This is a genomic window from Bacteroides intestinalis DSM 17393 (genome assembly GCF_000172175.1).
Lineage (GTDB): Bacteria > Bacteroidota > Bacteroidia > Bacteroidales > Bacteroidaceae > Bacteroides > Bacteroides intestinalis.
Genome location: NZ_ABJL02000008.1, coordinates 800,303 through 820,392 on the forward strand (window position 1 = coordinate 800,303; position 20,090 = coordinate 820,392).

Sequence of the window (20,090 nt, forward strand, 5' to 3'; positions counted from 1 at the left end):
TCTTGTTAATACTTCATTCGCTTAGGCTCAACCACAAACCATGGGTTCAGCAAATCCTCTTTATTGTAACAAAGCGGTTCTTCTTTTCCCGCCTGATAGACTTCCATTCCTGCCGCACGTGCAACGGCATGTCCGGCAGCAGTATCCCACTCCATAGTAGGTGCAAAACGAGGATATACATCTGCTTTTCCTTCTGCTACAAGGCAAATTTTTATAGAACTGCCACTTGAAATTAATTCGACCTCAGCATGCTGACGTTTCATCTCTTCAATGTAGGATTCTGTTTCAGGCGTCAGATGTGAGCGGGAAGCAACGATTACAAATTTATCTCTTGCAGCCTCAGCAGGCAAACGGGTAGCAGATGCCATTAATTCCTCCAATGAAACATCTCCGCGTGAAGTAATGCCGGATAACTTATACGCACCGATATGTTCTTCTGCAAAATAGAGTTCTTGCTTCACCGGAAGATAAATCACCCCCATTACCGGCACTGAATGGCTCACCCATGCTATATTTACAGTAAACTCACCATTCCGCTTTATGAACTCTTTTGTTCCGTCCAACGGGTCTACAATCCATAAAGAATCCCATCCACAGCGCTCAGTATAAGGCAAATGCTTTCCTTCTTCACTCAAAACAGGAAAAGGGGTAGCATTCAAATATCCGGTAATGGTTTCATGAGCTTTACGGTCGGCAATGGTCAAAGGAGAGTTATCCGCTTTTTTTTCAATTTCAAAATCTGATGCCGGGTCATTATAGATAGAGAGAATGTCCGCACCGGCGTGCAGAGCTGCATCTATCGCGTTTAATATATATCGTTGTTCCATATATGGTATCTATACTTATATAGTGTGCAAAATTAAAAACTTTTTCATCCTCAAAAGTTTCCACCCTCAGTTTTATAACTTCTTTTAAACTACATGATATATTTATAAGCACTTTTCACAATCGATAAAACAAAAAAGGTACTTCAACTTAATATTGAAGTACCTTATCCCAAAAACAGTTTCTTTTCCGGCTATTTTTCCAGAAAACAACTAAACTTTTACCTATGCCTATTTTGCATATATTACAAAGTAACGATTGTCTTCATTTATTAACGCCAAATAGGAGCTTTACAAACCATTGATTATCAGACATAGTATAATAACAGTAATTCAGTATACGACTGAAACAGGTTCAGTATACGATTGAAACAGGTTCAGTATACGATTGAAACAGGTTAAATATACGACTGAACTCACAAGCATTGCCTTTTGTTCATATTTACTACTTACAGGTATAAATCACCAATCCACTCAATAATCATAACGAAGTGATTTATCAACGTCTGCTTTTGCCCTTATCGGCACAAACGTGAATCCCCATTCATAATTTTGATTGGCAGGTATTGTATAGCCCGGTTGCACTTTTGCTCCCCAACTATCATAACCAGCCACTCCTTGCTGTTTCATGTCAACAGACACCTCTACAAAATCCCGGGGAATAATGTCATTCACATGAGTCATCTTCCGCATCGCATTTTTAGCCTCATCCAGATCATGGTTTTCGATTTCTTCCGGAGAACGGTTCCGCCATTGATATGGACGGGATGAATCTTCCGCATCAAAATCTTCAATTGTATTTTTCAATGCATTAAAACCAATAGTCTTATCTGCCTGTACCAACAAACCACGTCCGCTCTTATCTGACAAGACAACCCAACGCGTATCTGTACGATGTCCGTTTTCTTGCGGACGAACATAATCCACATACATTGAGTCGGCAATAGTCTTATAGCGCCCTACCATGCTTCCGGCATTACGGTCTATATAGTTTTCTTCCGGACCACGACCGAAATACTCTACCATATTCATATCCTGCGGTATATGAAAACGTATCCCGATACGAGGTACTTCAAGATTGTCTTTCTTTTCTTTCTTTTTACCGGGAGTATAAGTCGCAAGATGAGTATCCTCCGGCACATCAGTCTTCACAGCCTCCTGGTCAGTAGCAGTAAACTTCACGGCCACATTCACCACTCCATCCGGATATATTTTATAATCGACACAATACTGATTTCCGGCAGGTAAATCATATACCACATTCAGTAGTGCATTCTTTCCCTCCATTCTCACAGCAGCATTGCTCACTTTAAAGTTATGGCTTGAAGCTTTCCAGATTTGCAGACGCTTCGGGTTACTGTTCCCGTAATCATTATCATTGGGTGCACGCCAGAAATTAGGTTGCACACCTGTCTCTTTATCAAAATATTCAAACCCATTTACTTTATAGGAAGTAACCATACCGGAAGTACGGTCAAACGCAAAATACACTTTAGGAGAAGAAACGACTAAAGTACTCCCCTCTTCTTTACAACCCAGGTCCGGTCCTGCTGCTTTATATGCAATCTTATTTGCTTCTACCGGCAATCTGAACTGTTCATAAGCAATTTCGTATCCTACCGGTATCAATGGCTCAGGCTGAGTGGTAACCACACTAAAATGTACATAGTATTCAACTCCCGCTTTTCCGTTCACATTCTTCACCGGAATTGAGAATTCTTTTTCCTCCTGAGGTGCTACATCCAAAGTCAAACTTCCTTTTTTAACAGGGATGCCATTGGCACGCAGCTCATAACGAATAGTATATTTTCTCAAATTAGTGAAATAGAAACGGTTTATAGCCCGATACTTACCGGCAGCTACATCAACAGCATCAAATGCTACATTTTGATGTACATACTTCACTTCTGCCATAGCAGGATGCGGCTTACGGTCGGGCCCCACCAGACCATTACAACAGAAATTACCATCGCTTGGCATATTTACTCCATAGTCTCCTCCGTATGTCCAGTATTTACGACCGTTCTCATCAGTTTCCGATATTCCCTGATCCACCCAGTCCCAAATATATCCACCCTGAAGATTTGGGTATTTATAGATTTCTTTCCATTGATCCCACAGATTACCATTTGAATTACCCATAGCATGAGAGTATTCCGATGGAACTACAGGGCGATCAGAACCTGTTTCTCCAATATATCGCAACCATTCTGCACTAGGGTATTGCGGTACGTACATATCCGAATTCCATTCCCACTGTGCACGCTCATAATTTACGGGGCGGTCCATTAGTTCTTTATCCTGATCCTTCAGCCAAAGATAAGTCTGATAGAAGTTGTAGCCATTGCCGGCTTCATTACCCAAAGACCAGAATGTTACAGAAGGATAATTCTTATTGCGTTCATACATGTTCATTGTACGATACATGTGTGGCTTCAACCATTCCCGATTATTACCCAGTGTTCCGCCTTTACGCAAGTCATAATACATTCCATGCGATTCTATATTGGCTTCATCGTAAACGTACAATCCATATTCATCACATAATTCATAGAAGCGGCGGTCTTGCGGATAATGGCAAAGACGAACCGTATTCAAATTATGCTGTTTCATCAACTCAAAGTCCTTACGCATCAGTTCTTCCGTTACATAATGTCCGGTGTGTTCATTATGCTCATGGATATTGACACCTTTCAGTTTCAGGGGCTGTCCGTTAATCATTAACACCACATACGGTTTCCCATTCTTAGCTATCTGGTCAATCTGTTTGATCTCGATACGGCGAAAACCGACATTGAAAGGAACGATTTCCGTCACTTTATCTTCTTCTTTCAATGATATCAGCATTTTATAGAGATTAGGGCCCTCGGACGTCCAGGTCTTTACTCCAAATAAATTTGCACCAAATGTCACTGTCTGAATATCTTCGCCTTTCACGATACAACTCTCCGTAGCATTAGCAACCACTTTTCCGGAAGCTTTATCTATCAACTCATACAACACTTGCAAGTTTTTATCTGTAGCGGCGTTGTTACGAATATCGACAGCCAATTTAAAAATACCGTTCGTGTAACTATCATCCAATGTAGAAACTACCCGGAAATCTTTCACGGCAATTTTAGGTTGAGAGTAAAGAAATACATCACGTTCTATACCACTCAGACGCCAGAAATCCTGACACTCCAGATATGACCCCGTACTCCAGCGAAATATTTTCAGAACCAATGTATTTTTACCGTTCTTTATATATTTGTTTATCAAGAACTCTGCAGGATTCTTGGAATCTTCATTATATCCAACTTCCTGTCCATTCAGATAGACATAAACACCGGACTTAGCACCCGCAATATGCAAATAAATATCACGTGACATCCAATCTTGCGGTACAGTAATTTCCCGTCGGTAAATACCTACCGGTATATCTTCCGGCAATTGCGGAGGCTGTGGATTCAGCGCTTTGAATTCATACCCGTGATTGGTATAAATAGGTACACCATATCCTTGCACTTCCCAGTTGCCAGGAACCTGAATATCATTCCACCCTTTCATATCTGCTACTTCCTGCACAGCATCTACCGGCAAATTACGATGTGAATCCGAATAATAGAACTTCCATGTCCCATTCAGTAACTTATAGAAGTTACTATTCTCATATTTCCCACTCAATGCACTCTGACGGCTATCATAGGTCATAAAAGCCGTACGGGGAGACTCCCTGTTCACAGAAACAGTCTGTATGTCCTGCCAATAAGGAAGAGTATGCATTTTATTATCACCTGCATTTGCCAGCACAGAGCTACCTAACATGCATACTCCCAATAAAATTACTATACCTTTATTCATACCATTAGATTATGTTACACAAATTATTTACAAAATTAATCTTTTACTTAATACAAAGAACTTTTTATCATCTTTTTTACATATTCTTGTATCTCATCAAAGCTTCCAAATAGTAATAATCTGCATAGATAAGGGGAACATCTATTTCTTCACCATGTGGAATACTTCCAACGCTATGCATCAGTATAAAATTGCAGTTCGTTCCAGGTTCGGCCAGATAGGCAGGAGATGAAAGAGACTTCAATATATGTGCCGCAGCGGCACTATACTTCTTACCGTCCGTTACATAACCTGATAATTCTAAAAAGGCAGAAGCAACAATAGCAGCAGCCGAAGCATCACGTGGTACTACCTTAAAGATTTCCGGGTCATAATTCCAATCAGGCACATAGTCTTCTTGTCCTGCATTAAAATCCCAATAAGGAATGCCATCTTCCGGCAAGTTCGGGTGATTCAGCCAGAAATCGGCTGTATGAACTGCCATATCGAGAAAATCTTGCCGGTGAGTTTCACGATAAGCCATTGTATAGCCATAGATAGCCCATGCCTGTCCACGAGCCCAAGCCGAGTTATCTGAAAAGCCCTGGCAAGTGGCTTGATTTAAAACTTCACCGGTTTCGGCATCATAATTCACAACGTGATAATTGCTGTAATCTTCACGAAACTGGTTCTTAGCTGTCGTCTCAGCATGACGATTAGCCACTTTTGCGTAAACAGAATCTCCTGTCACTTTCGTAGCAAAGTACAGCAATTCCAGATTCATCATATTGTCGATAATGACCGGATAAAACCATTCATCCTTGCCATTCCAGGATTTCCGATAATTCCATGATTTAATACAACCTGTTTTCTCATTAAAACGAGTACACAACGAACGGGCAGATTCGACTAACACATCTTTATAAGCCTCATTTCCGGTTAAACGATATGCATTCCCGAAACTGCAATACATCAAGAAACCAATATCATGATGATTGGTCATTTTCTTCAGGGGTTCAAGCGACTCCGTCCACTTTATTGCGGCCTTTTTCCAATCTTCTTTGTTGGTATATTCATATACATACCACAGACAACCGGGATAAAAACCTTCCGTCCAATCATTTTTACGAGTTACCTTCAGTTTCCCGTCTTTACCTATCGTACGAGGATATTCGGTAGCTTCAGGCACAGCCTTCAACTGATTGGACAGTTGTTGTTCCGCCCTGGTAAAACCTTGTTCTACAATACTCGTATCTTCTCCTCCACTACATGCTATCAACACTAATACCGATATGCACAAAACGTAAAATACTTTCATTCTATATATTTTATATATTCAATTAATGATTGCATATTAATCAATCTATAAAATCCAATCAAATAAAAATTTATATAAGAAAGGCCAATACCTGTATTACAGAACCAAAATGACCTTTCTTATATGAACTTTATTATTCCCAGCCAGGATTCTGTTTCAGATTACTATTTTTAAAGAGCTCCGTATTTGATATCGGATAGAAATACAATTTATCACTTATCTTTCTGGACTCCAACGTAAACTTCTTATAGCTTACCTCATCATTGCTCTTTGTTATTTTCACTCCATAAACATCTTTGGATTCAGCCAATTCTTTCCAACGACGGAGATCCCAAAAACGATGTCCTTCAAAGGCGAGTTCTACTCTACGCTCATGTTTCACGCGTTTCAGGAACTCATCAAAAGATAGAATATCTGATAGTGCCGGCATATTCACACCCGTTCTGCCACGAACCGCATTCACTGCTGCCAAGGCAGTCATACCACATTTATCCGTAGTATAGTTAATATCACCATAAGCGTTCACCATGGCCTCTGCATAGTTCAACAGAACTTCAGCATAGCGAAATAATACCCAGTTGTGATGAGTTGCAGCAGAGGAAGAACCAGCTTCAAAACTGATGCTGTTATTTACATACTTACGCAAATAATAACCGGTGGAAGTAGCATTCGTTAAAGGCAAACCATTGGCACCGCCTTCATGAATTTCCACTGCATTCTTAGCCGGCCATGTCATACCATTATGCACAATCGTCAAATAGAAACGGGGATCTCTGCCTGTATAAGGATTCTGACTCATAGCTTCATTATTCCAGTCAAACTCCTCACCTGTTGCCATTTCAAATGCACTTGCCAGGTTTTCCGTCGGGCAGGTAGTTGTTTTACCACCTGTTACACCCATAGGAAAGTTGGCTGCTTCAAAACTGGTACTTGTTCCTGTAGGACGTACCAAGATCACTTCATTACTTGCCGTATTAGTAGCACCAAACAGATTTGAGAAACTGGCATCCAGCTTATAACCTAATGCAGAACTCTGACCAATAATTTCATAAGCAGCTTCTGCAGCAGCCACCCACTTACTTTTATTATTACCGGAATTAAATAACGGACTGGCAGCGTACAAAGCGGCACGTGCCTTTAGTGCCAAAGCCGCACCTCGCGTTGCACGTCCATACTCGCTACCAGGCATTTTGGTATAATCTACAGGTAGAAGTGTAGACAGTTCCGTGCATTCCGAAATAATAAAATCGAAGATCTGTTCTGCCGAAGCAGGTTCTGCCGCATTGGCTTCAGCCTGAGTGACAACCTTAGTTATCAGAGGTACATTTTGATAACGTCTGACCAATTCAAAGTAGAAATAGGCACGCAGAAAGCGAACTTCATATTCAAAGTTAGGATAAGTGATCATCCAGTTATCATAATCGTTGGTATTTTCCCATGTTTCAAATTTCAACCCCGTCAGGTTTTCCAAATAGAAGTTGGCGTCATGGATACCATTATAATAATTGGCAAATTGATCATCAACCGTATAATTAGGCGACCAGGTACCATTCACAAAACGCTTTATATTAGATGATTCATAAATATGAACCGCATCATCTGTGGCAGCATCCAGCATGGCACCATCGATATTACAAAAGTTCGAAGGCAGATAGCCATAAACATCTGTTACAAATTGCTTAACGCGATTATAGCTTCCCTGAATTTCTTTCAAAGAGTAGTAATCCGATTCATTGCAATCCATAAAATCACAGGATGCCAACAAACTGACAGAGATAAATATTGCAAATAATTTCTTTAGTTTCATAACATTCATTTTTTTAGAAAGATAGATTAAATCCGAATGCATATTGAGTCATAGTAGGATGTTCTGTACCGATGGATTCCGGGTCACGAAGATCAATTCCATCCAGACAGAATAAGTCATGTCCACGAGCAAAAACTTTCACGCCAGCCAGGAAACCAGTCTTCTTCAACAACTTCGTTGGGAAGTTATAGTACAACTCCAAAGTTCTCAACTTCAAAAAAGAAGCATCGGACACCCACATAGAGTTAGTATTGTAATTATTATCCGATCCGGAATAAGTCAGGCGAGGCAAGGTTCCGTTAGGATTCGATTCACTCCAACGGTTTTCCCAATAATAAGTAGAGATTGTATTGTTGTTGACAATCGGACGGTAAACACTTGCCGTATTCAATACTTTACTATAATTACCTACACCCTGAAACAGTGCATAAACACCAAAACCTTTGTACTCCAATCCTAAATCAAATGAATAATAGATTTCAGGACAAGTTGCATTATAACCTAAAGGTACCTGGTCATAGGCATCGATTTTATTGTCACCGTTTTGATCCTTAAACATCAGATCGCCCAGACGTACATCACCTAACAATTGCTCCACACCGCGATTATCTATTTCATCCTGAGATTTATAGATCCCTATCACTTCATAACCGAAAATTTGGTTCATAGAACTTCCTGTGCGTTTGAGATAATCATACGGGCGATATTCTTCATTCTGATTTTTAATTTTATTGCGGGTAAAGGTGAACTGCCCACCCAGATGATATTTAAAGTTACCGATATTATCATCCCACGCCAAAGAAGCTTCAATACCTTTATTGTCGACAACACCATTATTGATCTGAGGCACAGACATACCGAATATCTGGGAAACAGAACCACCACTACTCACCAGAATATCTGTACGGTGATCGTAGAATGCATCTAAGGTCATCGTCAACTTATTCCAAGCCCTGAAGTCAATACCGACATTCAGTTTATGGGATTTCTCATAAGTCAACCCATCAATTCCCAACTGAGTAAACTTCATACCGGATGAAGAAGAAGGCACATTAGTGGCATTCTGGAAATAGTAAGAATTTCCACTGCCATAAATATTCTGGAACAGATTTACACCATAGTCAGCACGACCGGAAATACCATAAGAAGCCCTGACCTTTAAAAGATTCAGCCAATCTCTCTTCATGAAATTCTCCTCAGACAAAATCCAACCTGCACCTATCGCAGGAAAAATTCCCCAACGATCATCCGGATCAAGTATGCTGGAAGCAGAACCCGATAATGAGAAATCAACCAGATAACGGTTATTATAAGCATAGTGTGCACTACCCACTATATCCATAAATGCACGTCCGGAGTTCTGACTTTTTGTTTTTGCCTTATCCATAGAGTACAGCAAAGTTGCATTTAAACTATGTTTATTCCATTGTTTGATATAATTGGTATAAAACTCCAGGTTAAAATGAGTGGCAACCGAACCTACACTCTTCGAGAAACCCAAAGTTCCTTCATTACGTAGGGTTGTATAGATATTCTCACCGGTTGCAAAATCAACAGATGCGGACTCATAGCCAAATTCTTTAGTATTATTGTCCCAATATGAAGCGGTATTATCTATACCTACTTTAAAACCTGCCGACCAACCGGGAAGTATAGCAGACAAATCCTGCTTCATGTTCACATCCGCATACATGGCACGCGTTTGAGAACGCGCATATCCTCTACCGGAAATAAGGGCGACCGGATTATTGGAATAATTAGTTGTACCACCCCATATACCCCTGTCTGTCTTTACAGGAAATGCACCTGAAGGTACCTGGAATAAGGCATTGAAAATCTTATCTGTGCTCTCGCCCGGACGATTATGCTCCGTGAAATTACCCAATAAATTTAACTGTACAGTAGTCGTTGGACTTACCGTGATATCCAGATTTGTGCGGACGTTCAGTCTTGAATATTTCAACTGCGTAGAATAACCATCGTTATCTGATGTCGGTTTCAATAGACCTCTATTATCCAGGAAGTTCAGCATCGTATAGTAACGTACAAACTGACTTCCTCCTTGTGCTGTGAAATTCACATTATCACCGTAACTCATGTCTCTCAAAGATTCATCCAACCAATCTACATTCGGATAAACACCCGGATAAGTCTGATTCTTGAATGCATCCAGTTCCGTACCCGAATAGCGGGGAGCCAAGCCATCATTCTCCATCGCCTCATTCAATGCCATGGCATACGTATACCCGTCAGCAAATTTAGGCAAACGCTTAGGAGAAGCCATATTAAATTCATAAGAGAAAGTGATCTTAGGTGCACCTACCGATCCTCGTTTTGTTTTCACAAGAATAACACCATTTGCACCCCTTATGCCATACAAACTGGTAGCCACAGCATCCTTTAAAACGCTGACTGATTCTATTTCTTCAGAACTCAATTCATCAATCGAACGTTCAAAACCATCCACCAGCACCAACGGACTATTGGAATTCAAAGAACTATTTCCACGTATATACAGCGTTGCGCCATTCTCCCAAACCGTACCGGCTTTTTGCAAAACCTGTAGCCCGGGAAGCGTACCAAATAACTGGTTAGATGGTTTTATGCTGTTCTTATGTGAGAGATTCGTTGTAACAGAAACTGCACCGGTCATCTCTCTTGCATCCATGGTAATAGTACGTCCCATTTCTACCACCTCATCATTCTGACGGACTATCAGTGTGTCTTCCTGAGCCATTACGCCAAGTGAACACAGTACGCCAGCCAAAAATATATTGATCTTTTTATTCATAATATTTTTCATTTCTAAGTTCCAGAAACATTATTCCCAACCCGGATTCTGTATCAATCCGTATCCCTTATTCACCTCGTCCTGCGGGAAGGCACTAAAGTACCAGATAGAAGAGAATCCACCGGCATTCCACCAAGCACGGTTTCTATCTGTTTCAGCCAGAGAGAAAGGTTCGCAAATATACGTGCCATCCCCTTTATTCTTATATACATTCAGCCCATGTAAAGGTGTATTGAACTTATCTTCCATTTTCCAACGGATGAGGTCGAAGAAACGTACTTCTTCGTAACCAAACTCACAAGCACGCTCACGAAGAACTGCTTCACGGAATTGTTCTTGCGTCATTCCTGTTTTCAAGCCACCCAAGCCTACACGTGCACGTACTTCATTTACGCATTGATATGCCTGGCTGTTAGGGCCGCCATTATATTCATTCAAAGCTTCTGCATAACTCAGATAAAGTTCAGCAATACGCAGATGTGGCCACTGGATAACATGTCCGCTAAGTTCATTACCACGATCCAATCCCCATTTACGACAAGCCAATCCGGTTTTCAGACTTAAACTATGCATGGCTCCTTGTCCCCAGTCTTTCCCTTTCGGATAATTAGTTTTATCACTGGGATACTCCTGAGTCAATTCAACAGTTCTTCCCTGATAAATATCGCCATCCAATATAAAGGTTTCGTTTAAACGAGGGTCGCGGTTCACGAATGGGTTTGCAGTATGTTCAGGATTGTTCCAGTCAAAATCTGAGCCATCAGCCATCGGGAACATATCGAAGTATTCTTTAGTGGGACAATAGCCTCCCCAACGGATGGCATTCCACAACACCAGTTGTCCGGCACTTAAACTTGCCGAATAGATATTCCGATGTACAGAAATCAGTGTTTCGGTAGTTCCACGGTCAAAGTAAGCTTTGCGGAAAGCATAACGATATTCACTAGGTGAAACATCATTTTTTTGTACCAAACGATAAAAGCCATTCTGGCCGAGGGCATTAAAGAAAGCCTCACAAGCATCTACAGCTTTTTTCCACCGTTCGCGGTCGTAATTACCAAACCAGGTCATGTGCTGTTCCGAAGCCTCTCCGGCAGCATAAGGCTGATCGCTGTTTAGCAACGGGCTTGCCACAAACAATAAGACTCTCGCTTTCAATCCGTAAGCACCAGCTTTGGTCAAACGACCATCCCACTGTGCCATATCTTCATCCGAAATTCTCCATGGAAAGTCCTGACAAGCTATGACATCATTCAGAAGTCCTATGATAAAATCAACAGTTTCCTGCAGGGTTGCACGTTTAGGCATTTCGTCATCAGCTGCAATCACCCTATCTACTATGGGGAGTCCACCATAATGACGCAACATGTGTGCATAATAGATAGCAACAAGCATTTTGGCTTCTGCTTTCAGACGCTCTTTCTCAGTTTGGGTCATATCAGGCACACGGTCTACATTATTATAAAGTATCCATGCATGGCGAATTGCCGACCACATGTGAGTCTCGCTTTCATTAAAACGAATCTTAGTAGTCATGTAAGTTGCTCTGGGAGTATTCTCGACAGAGGAATTATAACTACCTGAATAATAAACACGTTGAACACCGGAGTATCCTACATTATCGCAATTCAAATCGGTGAGTCCTTCAATAGTTCCCAACCACATGGTAGTATAATAGCCACTGGTTTCCAAACCATAAGGCAAATATTGATAGCTATACGACAATACGCGACGGGCATACTCTGCCGTAGAAAATACGGTGTCAATCGTAACATCCGTACTGGGCGGCTTCTGCAGGAATTTATCCCCGAAAGCCAAATCCTCACACGCCATTGTCACAAATAGACCTAAGGCCAATAATATAACGTGAAAATGCTTTCTTATATTTTTCATAATAACTGTTTATTAAAATCCTATTTTTAAACCAAAATTCACGACTTTAATCAACGGATAGGCGCGTCCATCCGGATTAGATTCAGGGTCACAGAAGTCCAGATCACTAAATGTCAACAGATTATATCCGGAGAGAGACAGACGCAAAGAACTGATACGGAATTTCTGTAACATAGCTTTGGGGAAAGAATAACCTACCTCAATGTTCTTCAGACGAATATATGAAGCATCACGCAACCATAAATCCGAGTCTTTATAGTTATTGGTTTTACTACCACTCAAAGAAATGGCAGGAGCTTTTGCACTATTCCCTTTTTCAGCTGTCCAGGCATCATCAATCATATATTGAAGAAGTGAATTTGTACCCGTTTCTCCAAATGGAGTACGATAGATACGACTTACAAGACGGGAAGTCTGGAATGCACCTGCCCACGTCATACTCAGGTCAAAGCCTTTCCAAGAAAAGCCCAACTGCATATTGCCATTTAGAAGTGGATAGGTAGGATAACCAATAGCCGATATATCATTTGCATCAATCTTACCGTCCTTGTTCAGGTCTTTATACTTCACATCTCCGGCTATGGGTGAGAAACCGGAACCATGATCGGGAATGCCATTTTCTTTTCCTTTCAAAGATTCATAATTAGCAGCATCCTCTTCCGTAAAGAAGCCGTCATTTACATAGCCGAATTGTTGACCAACCGGGCGTCCGGTTTCACACATCCATTCATAAGGCTGGGGAATTTCATCTTTGAAAATAACTTTATTCTTGGCATAGGACCAACTGGTACCGATGTAATAACTAAAATCCCTGATTGCATCTTCCCAACGCGCAGTTACCTCAAAACCTTTATTATCCACTTTACCCATATTTACAATAGGTAGAGAAATTGCCAGATAACCAGGGTTTACCTGGCGGGAAATCAAAATGTCTTTACGATGCTCGATGAAGTAATCGAAAGAAGTTTTCAGATGGCTATCGAAGAAATGCAAATCAACACCATAATTCTGTTTTGCAGCAGTCTCCCAAGTTACATCAGGGTTTCCAACCTTTGACTCTTTGGCACCCGGAAGAAAATTATTGGTAGTAGAACCGAAACTATAAATACCTGTAGTATTATTACCTCCCGCTGTACTGATGATATAACTATCGGGCAAATAAAGGAAACGTGATCCATCAGAAACGATATCATTACCTACAATGCCATAAGATGCACGTAGTTTCAAGTAACTGACATAAGGTTTCAGTGGCTCCATAAACTTCTCTTCAGAGATAATCCAACCGACTGAACCGGCAGGGAATGTACCGAAACGCTTCCCTTCTGCAAAGTTCTCCGAACCATTATAACCAATACTAAGGTCTAATAGATAACGAGTTTTGTAATCATAAGTGGCACGTCCCACAAAGCCTACATAACTACGGGGAATACCTGTATTTTTGCTGGGATAATATTTCATTGTCTGATTGTACATAGCCAGAGCAGAGACATGATGTAATCCAAAATCTCTTTGGAAATTCAAAGCTGCTTCAAGATACCAGTCACGGGACTGTCCAGCCTCCTGTGTCCAACCCATAGTCTGTGCTTCCTGTATCTTTCTTATCAAAGTCTCGCCACTTTCTGTAAGGTAGGCCTCATATTGGTCGGCTTTTCCTTCACGGCGTCGTTTATCAGTCACACCACTATTATAAGCTCCTTTAATATGTGCTTTTAAGCCTTTTGTGAGAACATCAAGTTTCTGTTCCAGAGAAAAGTCGAAGTTAATCACATTTCCGCCTGTAGTGGTGTACCCTTTACCGTAATATGTATTCAGTCCATCATTAATAACACCGAAATTGCCAAATACCGATTTATTGACGGAAATCCATTTACCATCCACAATTCCAGCTCCTGAAAAAGGTACAGCACTGTAAATGTTGTCATACAAATAAGAGATATCAGTATAAGTACCGTTGTTATAGTTAGGCTCCGTCTTGTCAGTAAGACGCCCTCCCAGATTGATCTTCATAGAGGTAGTTTTCGTCACATCTATATCCATATTGATACGATAGTTATAGCGGTTATAGCTAAAGCCACGATCATTTTCATGGAAAGTCTCAAAAAGTCCCTTTTGGGTAAATACACCTAAGGAAGCAAAATAACGTACCCGGTCGGAACCACCGGAAATTGTCATATTATGTTGTGTCTGCAGTGCGGAATTTTTAATCAGTAAATCCGTCCAGTCCGTATCGGCATAAAGAATTGGGTTACTATGTGTACGGAAACCTTCCAGCATTGCATCTGTAAACATCAGTTTGTCTTCAGCAACACCATCACGCAGTTGGGCAGCATTATATGTCATAGCATAGTCGTAACTGTTAGCAAACTCCGGAATATTGGTAGGCATCTGAAGACCAGCACTGGTGGAGAAAGTTATTTTAGCTTTACCGGATTGTCCGCGCTTCGTTGTCACCAGGATAACACCATTGGCACCACGCACACCAAATACAGCTGTAGCAGAAGCATCTTTCAATACGGTAATATCTTCCACTTCATTGGGGTCTAATTGGGTGAACGAACGTTCCACTCCATCAACCAGACATAATGGAGCGGACAAACCGGTAGACAAGGAACCTACACCACGCACATACAGCGTTGCATCATCAGCTCCCGGCTGACCGCTACTCTGTACACTGGATAATCCGGGAACCTTACCACTCAATGCATTGGCAATACTTCCTACCGGAGATTTCATAATTTCATCTGATTTCACTGAAGATAAAGCACCGGTAACAGTTACTTTCTTCGTAGTACCATAGGCAATAACCTGTACTTCCTCTAACAGCGTAGCACTTTCAGCCATTGAAATCTTCAGCTTGCTCTCACCTTTATAGACAATTTCCTTGTCTTCGTACCCCACAAAGGACACCACAATGGTAGCACCAATCGGAACACTTAAGGTAAACTTACCATCTAAATCCGTAATCTTACCATTCTGGGTACCTTTCACCCTGACAGTAGCACCAATAATCGGGCCTTGGTCATCAAAGACCTCTCCCGTTACTACTCTTTCCTTGTCTTGTTGTGTTACAGCCACAGCTTCGGAACGTTTTTCGTCTCCTAAGCTCTTGCCGGGACATATGACCAAGAAAGCAAAAATAAAAATCCACAATTTGTTTTTCATAAAAAAGTGATTTTACATAACATTATTAAATAAGGAATAACCATGGTCAATATTTTAGTATCGCATATACACTTACTAAAACAGTGCAAATGAATGAAATCTACAAGACAAGTACCTGACCATTGGGTCATATAGAGGGGCACAAATTGTCTTGCAGACAATTTGTGCCCCATTTCGGACAAAACTAACAGCACTCTTTGTCGGAGAAGTTTTATTCCTGAATATCCTCTTCTGCTTGAGAATCCTCCCGGGGAGAATCTTTTCTATAAGACAAAGGAGCAACTCCATAAAAAGACTTGAAACAACGGCTGAAATAACGTGGAGAAGTAAAGCCCAGCCGATACGAGATTTCTGAAATATTATATTGTGGTTCTTCCTGCAGCAATCTTAAAGCTTCTTCTAATTTCAGCTTCATTGTAAACTCATTCGGAGTTAACCCCATAACTTCTTTCAGGCGAAGGAACATTTTGCTCCGCCCCATATTCAATTCGGAAGCCAACATATTCATATCAAAGTCCGGATTGTCAAAATTACGTTTTATTACTTCTGATGCCGTATCCAGCAGTTTCTGATCTGCAGCCGTAAAGCCACCTGCCTCCTGGGGGATCATAGCTTCTGTCCTACTCAGTTTCTTCAGCAGCAATCGTCTGTTTCTTAGCAGATTATTACAACGTGCCAAGAGTAATTTCACATTAAAGGGTTTTGTGATATAATCATCTGCTCCAAACATATATCCTTCTATCGTATAATCTATTGAAGATTGTGCTGTAAGCAATACAACAGGGATATAGGCCAATTCCAGAGAATTCTTAATTTTATAGCACATTTCCTTACCAGACATCACCGGCATCATAACGTCACTCACTACCAGATCCGGCTGCAACTGTTGAGCCAGTTCAAAACCCATTTGTCCGTTTGACGCTTTATATACAATATAGCTTGATGAAAAAATACCTTCCAACATATCCAATACTCCTTCATCATCTTCTACCAACAATACACGAGGTTTTCCGGATTCTTCTTTCTCCTGCCCTGCATCCATCTCACTCTCTTCAGACTCTTCTTCCGGTAATGGTTCCACCTCATCGTAGACAATAGCTTCCCAATCCAATGCAGGTACCGTTACTTTCTCATGTTCCAACTCTTCCTTAGTAAAATGGTTGTTGCCCAGAAGCAGTTGTATTTTAAAGCTACTTCCTTCTTCCAATACACTTTCTACGGCAATATCACCTCTGTGAGCCTCAATTATTCCTTTAGTAAGAGCCAGCCCGATGCCACTTCCAGCAATCCCCCTCTGTTGCTTTTCATTCCCTTGATAAAAACGTTCAAAAATTCTGGATAAATCATCCTGGGGAATTCCACATCCGGTATCTGATACAGTTATTTCCATTATCTGCTGCTGCTTCCTGACTGATACCTTAACACTTTTCCCATCAGATGTATATTTAAAAGCATTCGATAACAGATTAAACACTGCTTTCTGCATCTGCACAGGATCAAACCAGACTTCCATCTTCTCATTGGGATGTTCAAACGTATATACTATATTTCTTTTCCGGGCAAGTTCCCAAAATGAACGGTAAACATCTTCCAGAAATGGTACTATATCAACACACTCTACCTTCAATTTCATGAATCCCTGCTCCTGTTTTCTGAAATCCAATAGTTCTGTAATCAAAAAACGTAAATTCATTGCATTCTTATGAATACTATGTAATCTGCGATAAACAGAAAGTGAAAGCTTTTCTGATTGCAACAACATCTCTATCTGCCCAACGATCAAAGTTAACGGAGTACGGAATTCATGGGATATATTAGTAAAGAAACGAAGTTTCATTTTATTCACTTCTTCTATTCGTTCCTTTTCATCCTTTTCTTTGGCTAATGAAAGAGCCAGTGCCTTACGGGCATTTCGTACCCTTAGGAAAACATATATAATTCCTGCTACTATCAGAAAATACACCAGATAGGCCCAAAAACTACGATACCAGGGATAATGTATCACAATGTTAAGTGCTATTTCCTCTCCCATATCCTCACCCAATCTGTTTTTTGCCTCACGTACTTTTAATACGTAATTCCCCGGAGCAAGATTCGTATAAATCAGTCGTAATTGGTTTGTTGATATCCAATCTTTATCAAAACCTTCTAATTTATACTGATACCAGATACTTTTTTCTAATTCGATATAGTTGGAGCTGGAAAAGTCCACCATCAGATTATTCTGCCAAGACGATAAATCGATATACTGTATAAATGGCAATGATTCCTCCAATACATGTTGGGTATCTCCCGGACACACCTTGACATTATTGACAAAAAGACTCACAAAATAAAGTTCAGAAGTGTCACTCTCATCATTTATATATAAATCTTTCTCACGAAACGAGATCACACCATCTACCCCACCGATATAAACCATGTCATCATCCGCTACACAAATTCCACCTCCATCTGCAACTGCAGAAATCATACCTTTTATAGCTCCCAACTCAACCGAATACATCGAATGGCTAAAAGGTGAATAAATAGAGATTCCTTTATCATTAGTTATCAGTATATTATTTAGAGGAGATTCGGCCAGATTATAACAGAAATTACTTAACAAACTATTTTGTTCAGCTGTGTAATGTTCCCACTTCCCTGTATCATAGTTATATGAAAACACTCCATTACCTATGGTCGAAACGTAAACAGTTCCATCCTTAGCTTCCATTATCTTAGTAATCCGTACCTTACGGTTTTCTAATGTGTCAAAGTGCACAGATTCGATCTTGCCCCAATCACTTAATGATAATTTATACAGGTCCAAATCGGCAGCCAGCCAAACATATCCCCGGGAATCAATTTCAAATGTCTGAAAAATATCTTTATTGCTGATTAAGTGGAATTCCCCTTTATCCGGATGCATACGCCAGAAGCCATTTCGGGCTGTCACATACAACCAGCCATCTTTAAATAGAGAATAATAAATAATATGGTCAGGACCTTTTCCGGTACGTTTATAGTCATCCAAATAATTATGAAAAAGATTAGTTGCTCTATCATAGAGGCTAAGTCCTCCCGTATATGTACCTATATATATTTGGTCACGGCTTTCATCATAAGTAATAGTCTTCACATTATCATGCGAAATTGAATTCTTACCACTCTCAGTAGTATAATAGGTAAAAGTATTCGTTTTCCGGTTGAACCGATTTACACCTCCTCCATCCGTACATATCCAAAGGTCACGCCTCTTATCTTCTATTATTTGCCCTATAATCGGATAATTCAAACAATTATTGTTTGCCTCGGCATAGACGTAATACTTAAATAAATCCTTTTTCAGATTGAAATAATTCACACCTCCATAATAAGTGCCAACCCAGATAGTACCTTGCCTGTCCTTATAAAGAGAAAATACAGATTCATGTGATAACGAACCCGGATGAAAATTCGGACGATATACACAATAAGTATCCGTACTGGGTCTATACATTTGCAATCCATCAAAAGTACCGAACCAGACATTATTTTGGTCATCCTCCACAAAACTACGTATCTGTTCACTTACTACACGATCGGAAGCAGATATTTCTTTTTTCAGAATTCCATCACGCCCTATCTTATATAAGCCTCTCATGCGGGAAGCAATCCACAATTCATTTCTGCTACTTACAAATAATTTAAAAATCTCGATTTCCGGTAACAGGCACTTTACGGTTTCTCCTTCCAATACATATAATCCTTTGGCTGTTCCAATCCATGTTTTATCCCCACTTTTAGCCATACACCAAATTGTTGGAGTATTCAACTTCTGATAAAAAGACAGGGAGTCAGCCTCAGCATTATATCTAAACAAGGAATCACCGGCAGCACACCAGACTTCATTATCAAAAACAGCAATGGAACTTATGCCTGTAGGATATATTTCTTTAAAACGTTCTTTTCTAATATCATATTTAATTAGCGCTCCATCCGTCTTCAGAAAAACATCCCCGTAAAAGTCACCTACGATTTGATCGACTACTCCATTAATGAACTTCTTCTTCCGAAGTTGATTATCTATGATTTCATAAGATTTATATGTAGAGAGCCGTTCGCCATCATAGATATTAACCCCCTCATTTGTCCCAAACCACATACGCCCCAAAGTATCCTGGTAGATGGCCAGAACCGAAAGATTTGAAAGTCCATCTTTCATATCCAGTTTCTTGAAATACTGTCCATACAAGTTAATGCAAAATAATAATAAGACAGGTGTTACATAGTATTTGGTTCTTTTCATATAAATTATTAATTTCTTAAAAGCAAAACTATAGAAATTATTCAAATAAGGCAAATAAACTTTTAAAATTATAGTTTTCTCGATTTTAATAGTTTCAAGCTATGCCAATAACGTCCATTTTTGTAGCACAAATTGTGTAATCATCTAAAAATGAAATGTATCAAAGAGAGCTACTCTGAAATTTTCTATACCTTTGCACTAAT

At 40.2% G+C, this 20,090-nt stretch carries 8 protein-coding genes; all 8 read right to left on the minus strand.

Annotation, left to right across the window (positions count from 1 at the left end; translation table 11 throughout):
- Window positions 1-5 precede the first annotated feature (5 nt).
- The 8 genes from cysQ to BACINT_RS12910 all read right to left on the minus strand — a co-directional run bounded on the left by cysQ (window position 6) and on the right by BACINT_RS12910 (window position 19,887).
- The gene (cysQ, locus tag BACINT_RS12875; RefSeq protein WP_007663812.1) at window positions 6-827 is read right to left on the minus strand and encodes a 3'(2'),5'-bisphosphate nucleotidase CysQ; all 822 of its coding nucleotides are present in this window, start codon (window positions 825-827) and stop codon (window positions 6-8) included.
- Window positions 828-1,298: 471 nt separating this feature from the next.
- Window positions 1,299-4,667: a glycoside hydrolase family 2 TIM barrel-domain containing protein gene (locus BACINT_RS12880; protein WP_007663813.1), complete on the minus strand. Its 3,369-nt coding sequence runs from the start codon at window positions 4,665-4,667 to the stop codon at window positions 1,299-1,301.
- Between the two features lie 76 nt (window positions 4,668-4,743).
- On the minus strand, window positions 4,744-5,964 hold the full coding sequence (locus BACINT_RS12885) for a glycoside hydrolase family 88 protein (protein ID WP_007663815.1): 1,221 nt from the start codon (window positions 5,962-5,964) through the stop codon (window positions 4,744-4,746).
- A gap of 133 nt (window positions 5,965-6,097) precedes the next feature.
- Window positions 6,098-7,771, minus strand: coding sequence for a RagB/SusD family nutrient uptake outer membrane protein (locus tag BACINT_RS12890; protein WP_394330157.1), 1,674 nt, complete (start codon window positions 7,769-7,771; stop codon window positions 6,098-6,100).
- Window positions 7,772-7,784: 13 nt separating this feature from the next.
- The gene (locus BACINT_RS12895) at window positions 7,785-10,562 is read right to left on the minus strand and encodes a SusC/RagA family TonB-linked outer membrane protein (RefSeq protein ID WP_044155236.1); all 2,778 of its coding nucleotides are present in this window, start codon (window positions 10,560-10,562) and stop codon (window positions 7,785-7,787) included.
- 30 nt (window positions 10,563-10,592) lie between these two features.
- Entirely contained in the window at window positions 10,593-12,455 is a 1,863-nt protein-coding gene (locus BACINT_RS12900; protein WP_007663819.1) for a RagB/SusD family nutrient uptake outer membrane protein, read from the minus strand.
- Window positions 12,456-12,467: 12 nt separating this feature from the next.
- Window positions 12,468-15,617 carry a SusC/RagA family TonB-linked outer membrane protein gene (locus BACINT_RS12905; protein ID WP_007663820.1) on the minus strand — a complete coding sequence of 1,050 codons (3,150 nt, stop codon included), beginning with the start codon at window positions 15,615-15,617 and terminating at the stop codon, window positions 12,468-12,470.
- 211 nt (window positions 15,618-15,828) lie between these two features.
- Window positions 15,829-19,887: a hybrid sensor histidine kinase/response regulator transcription factor gene (locus tag BACINT_RS12910; RefSeq protein WP_007663821.1), complete on the minus strand. Its 4,059-nt coding sequence runs from the start codon at window positions 19,885-19,887 to the stop codon at window positions 15,829-15,831.
- Window positions 19,888-20,090: the final 203 nt, after the last annotated feature.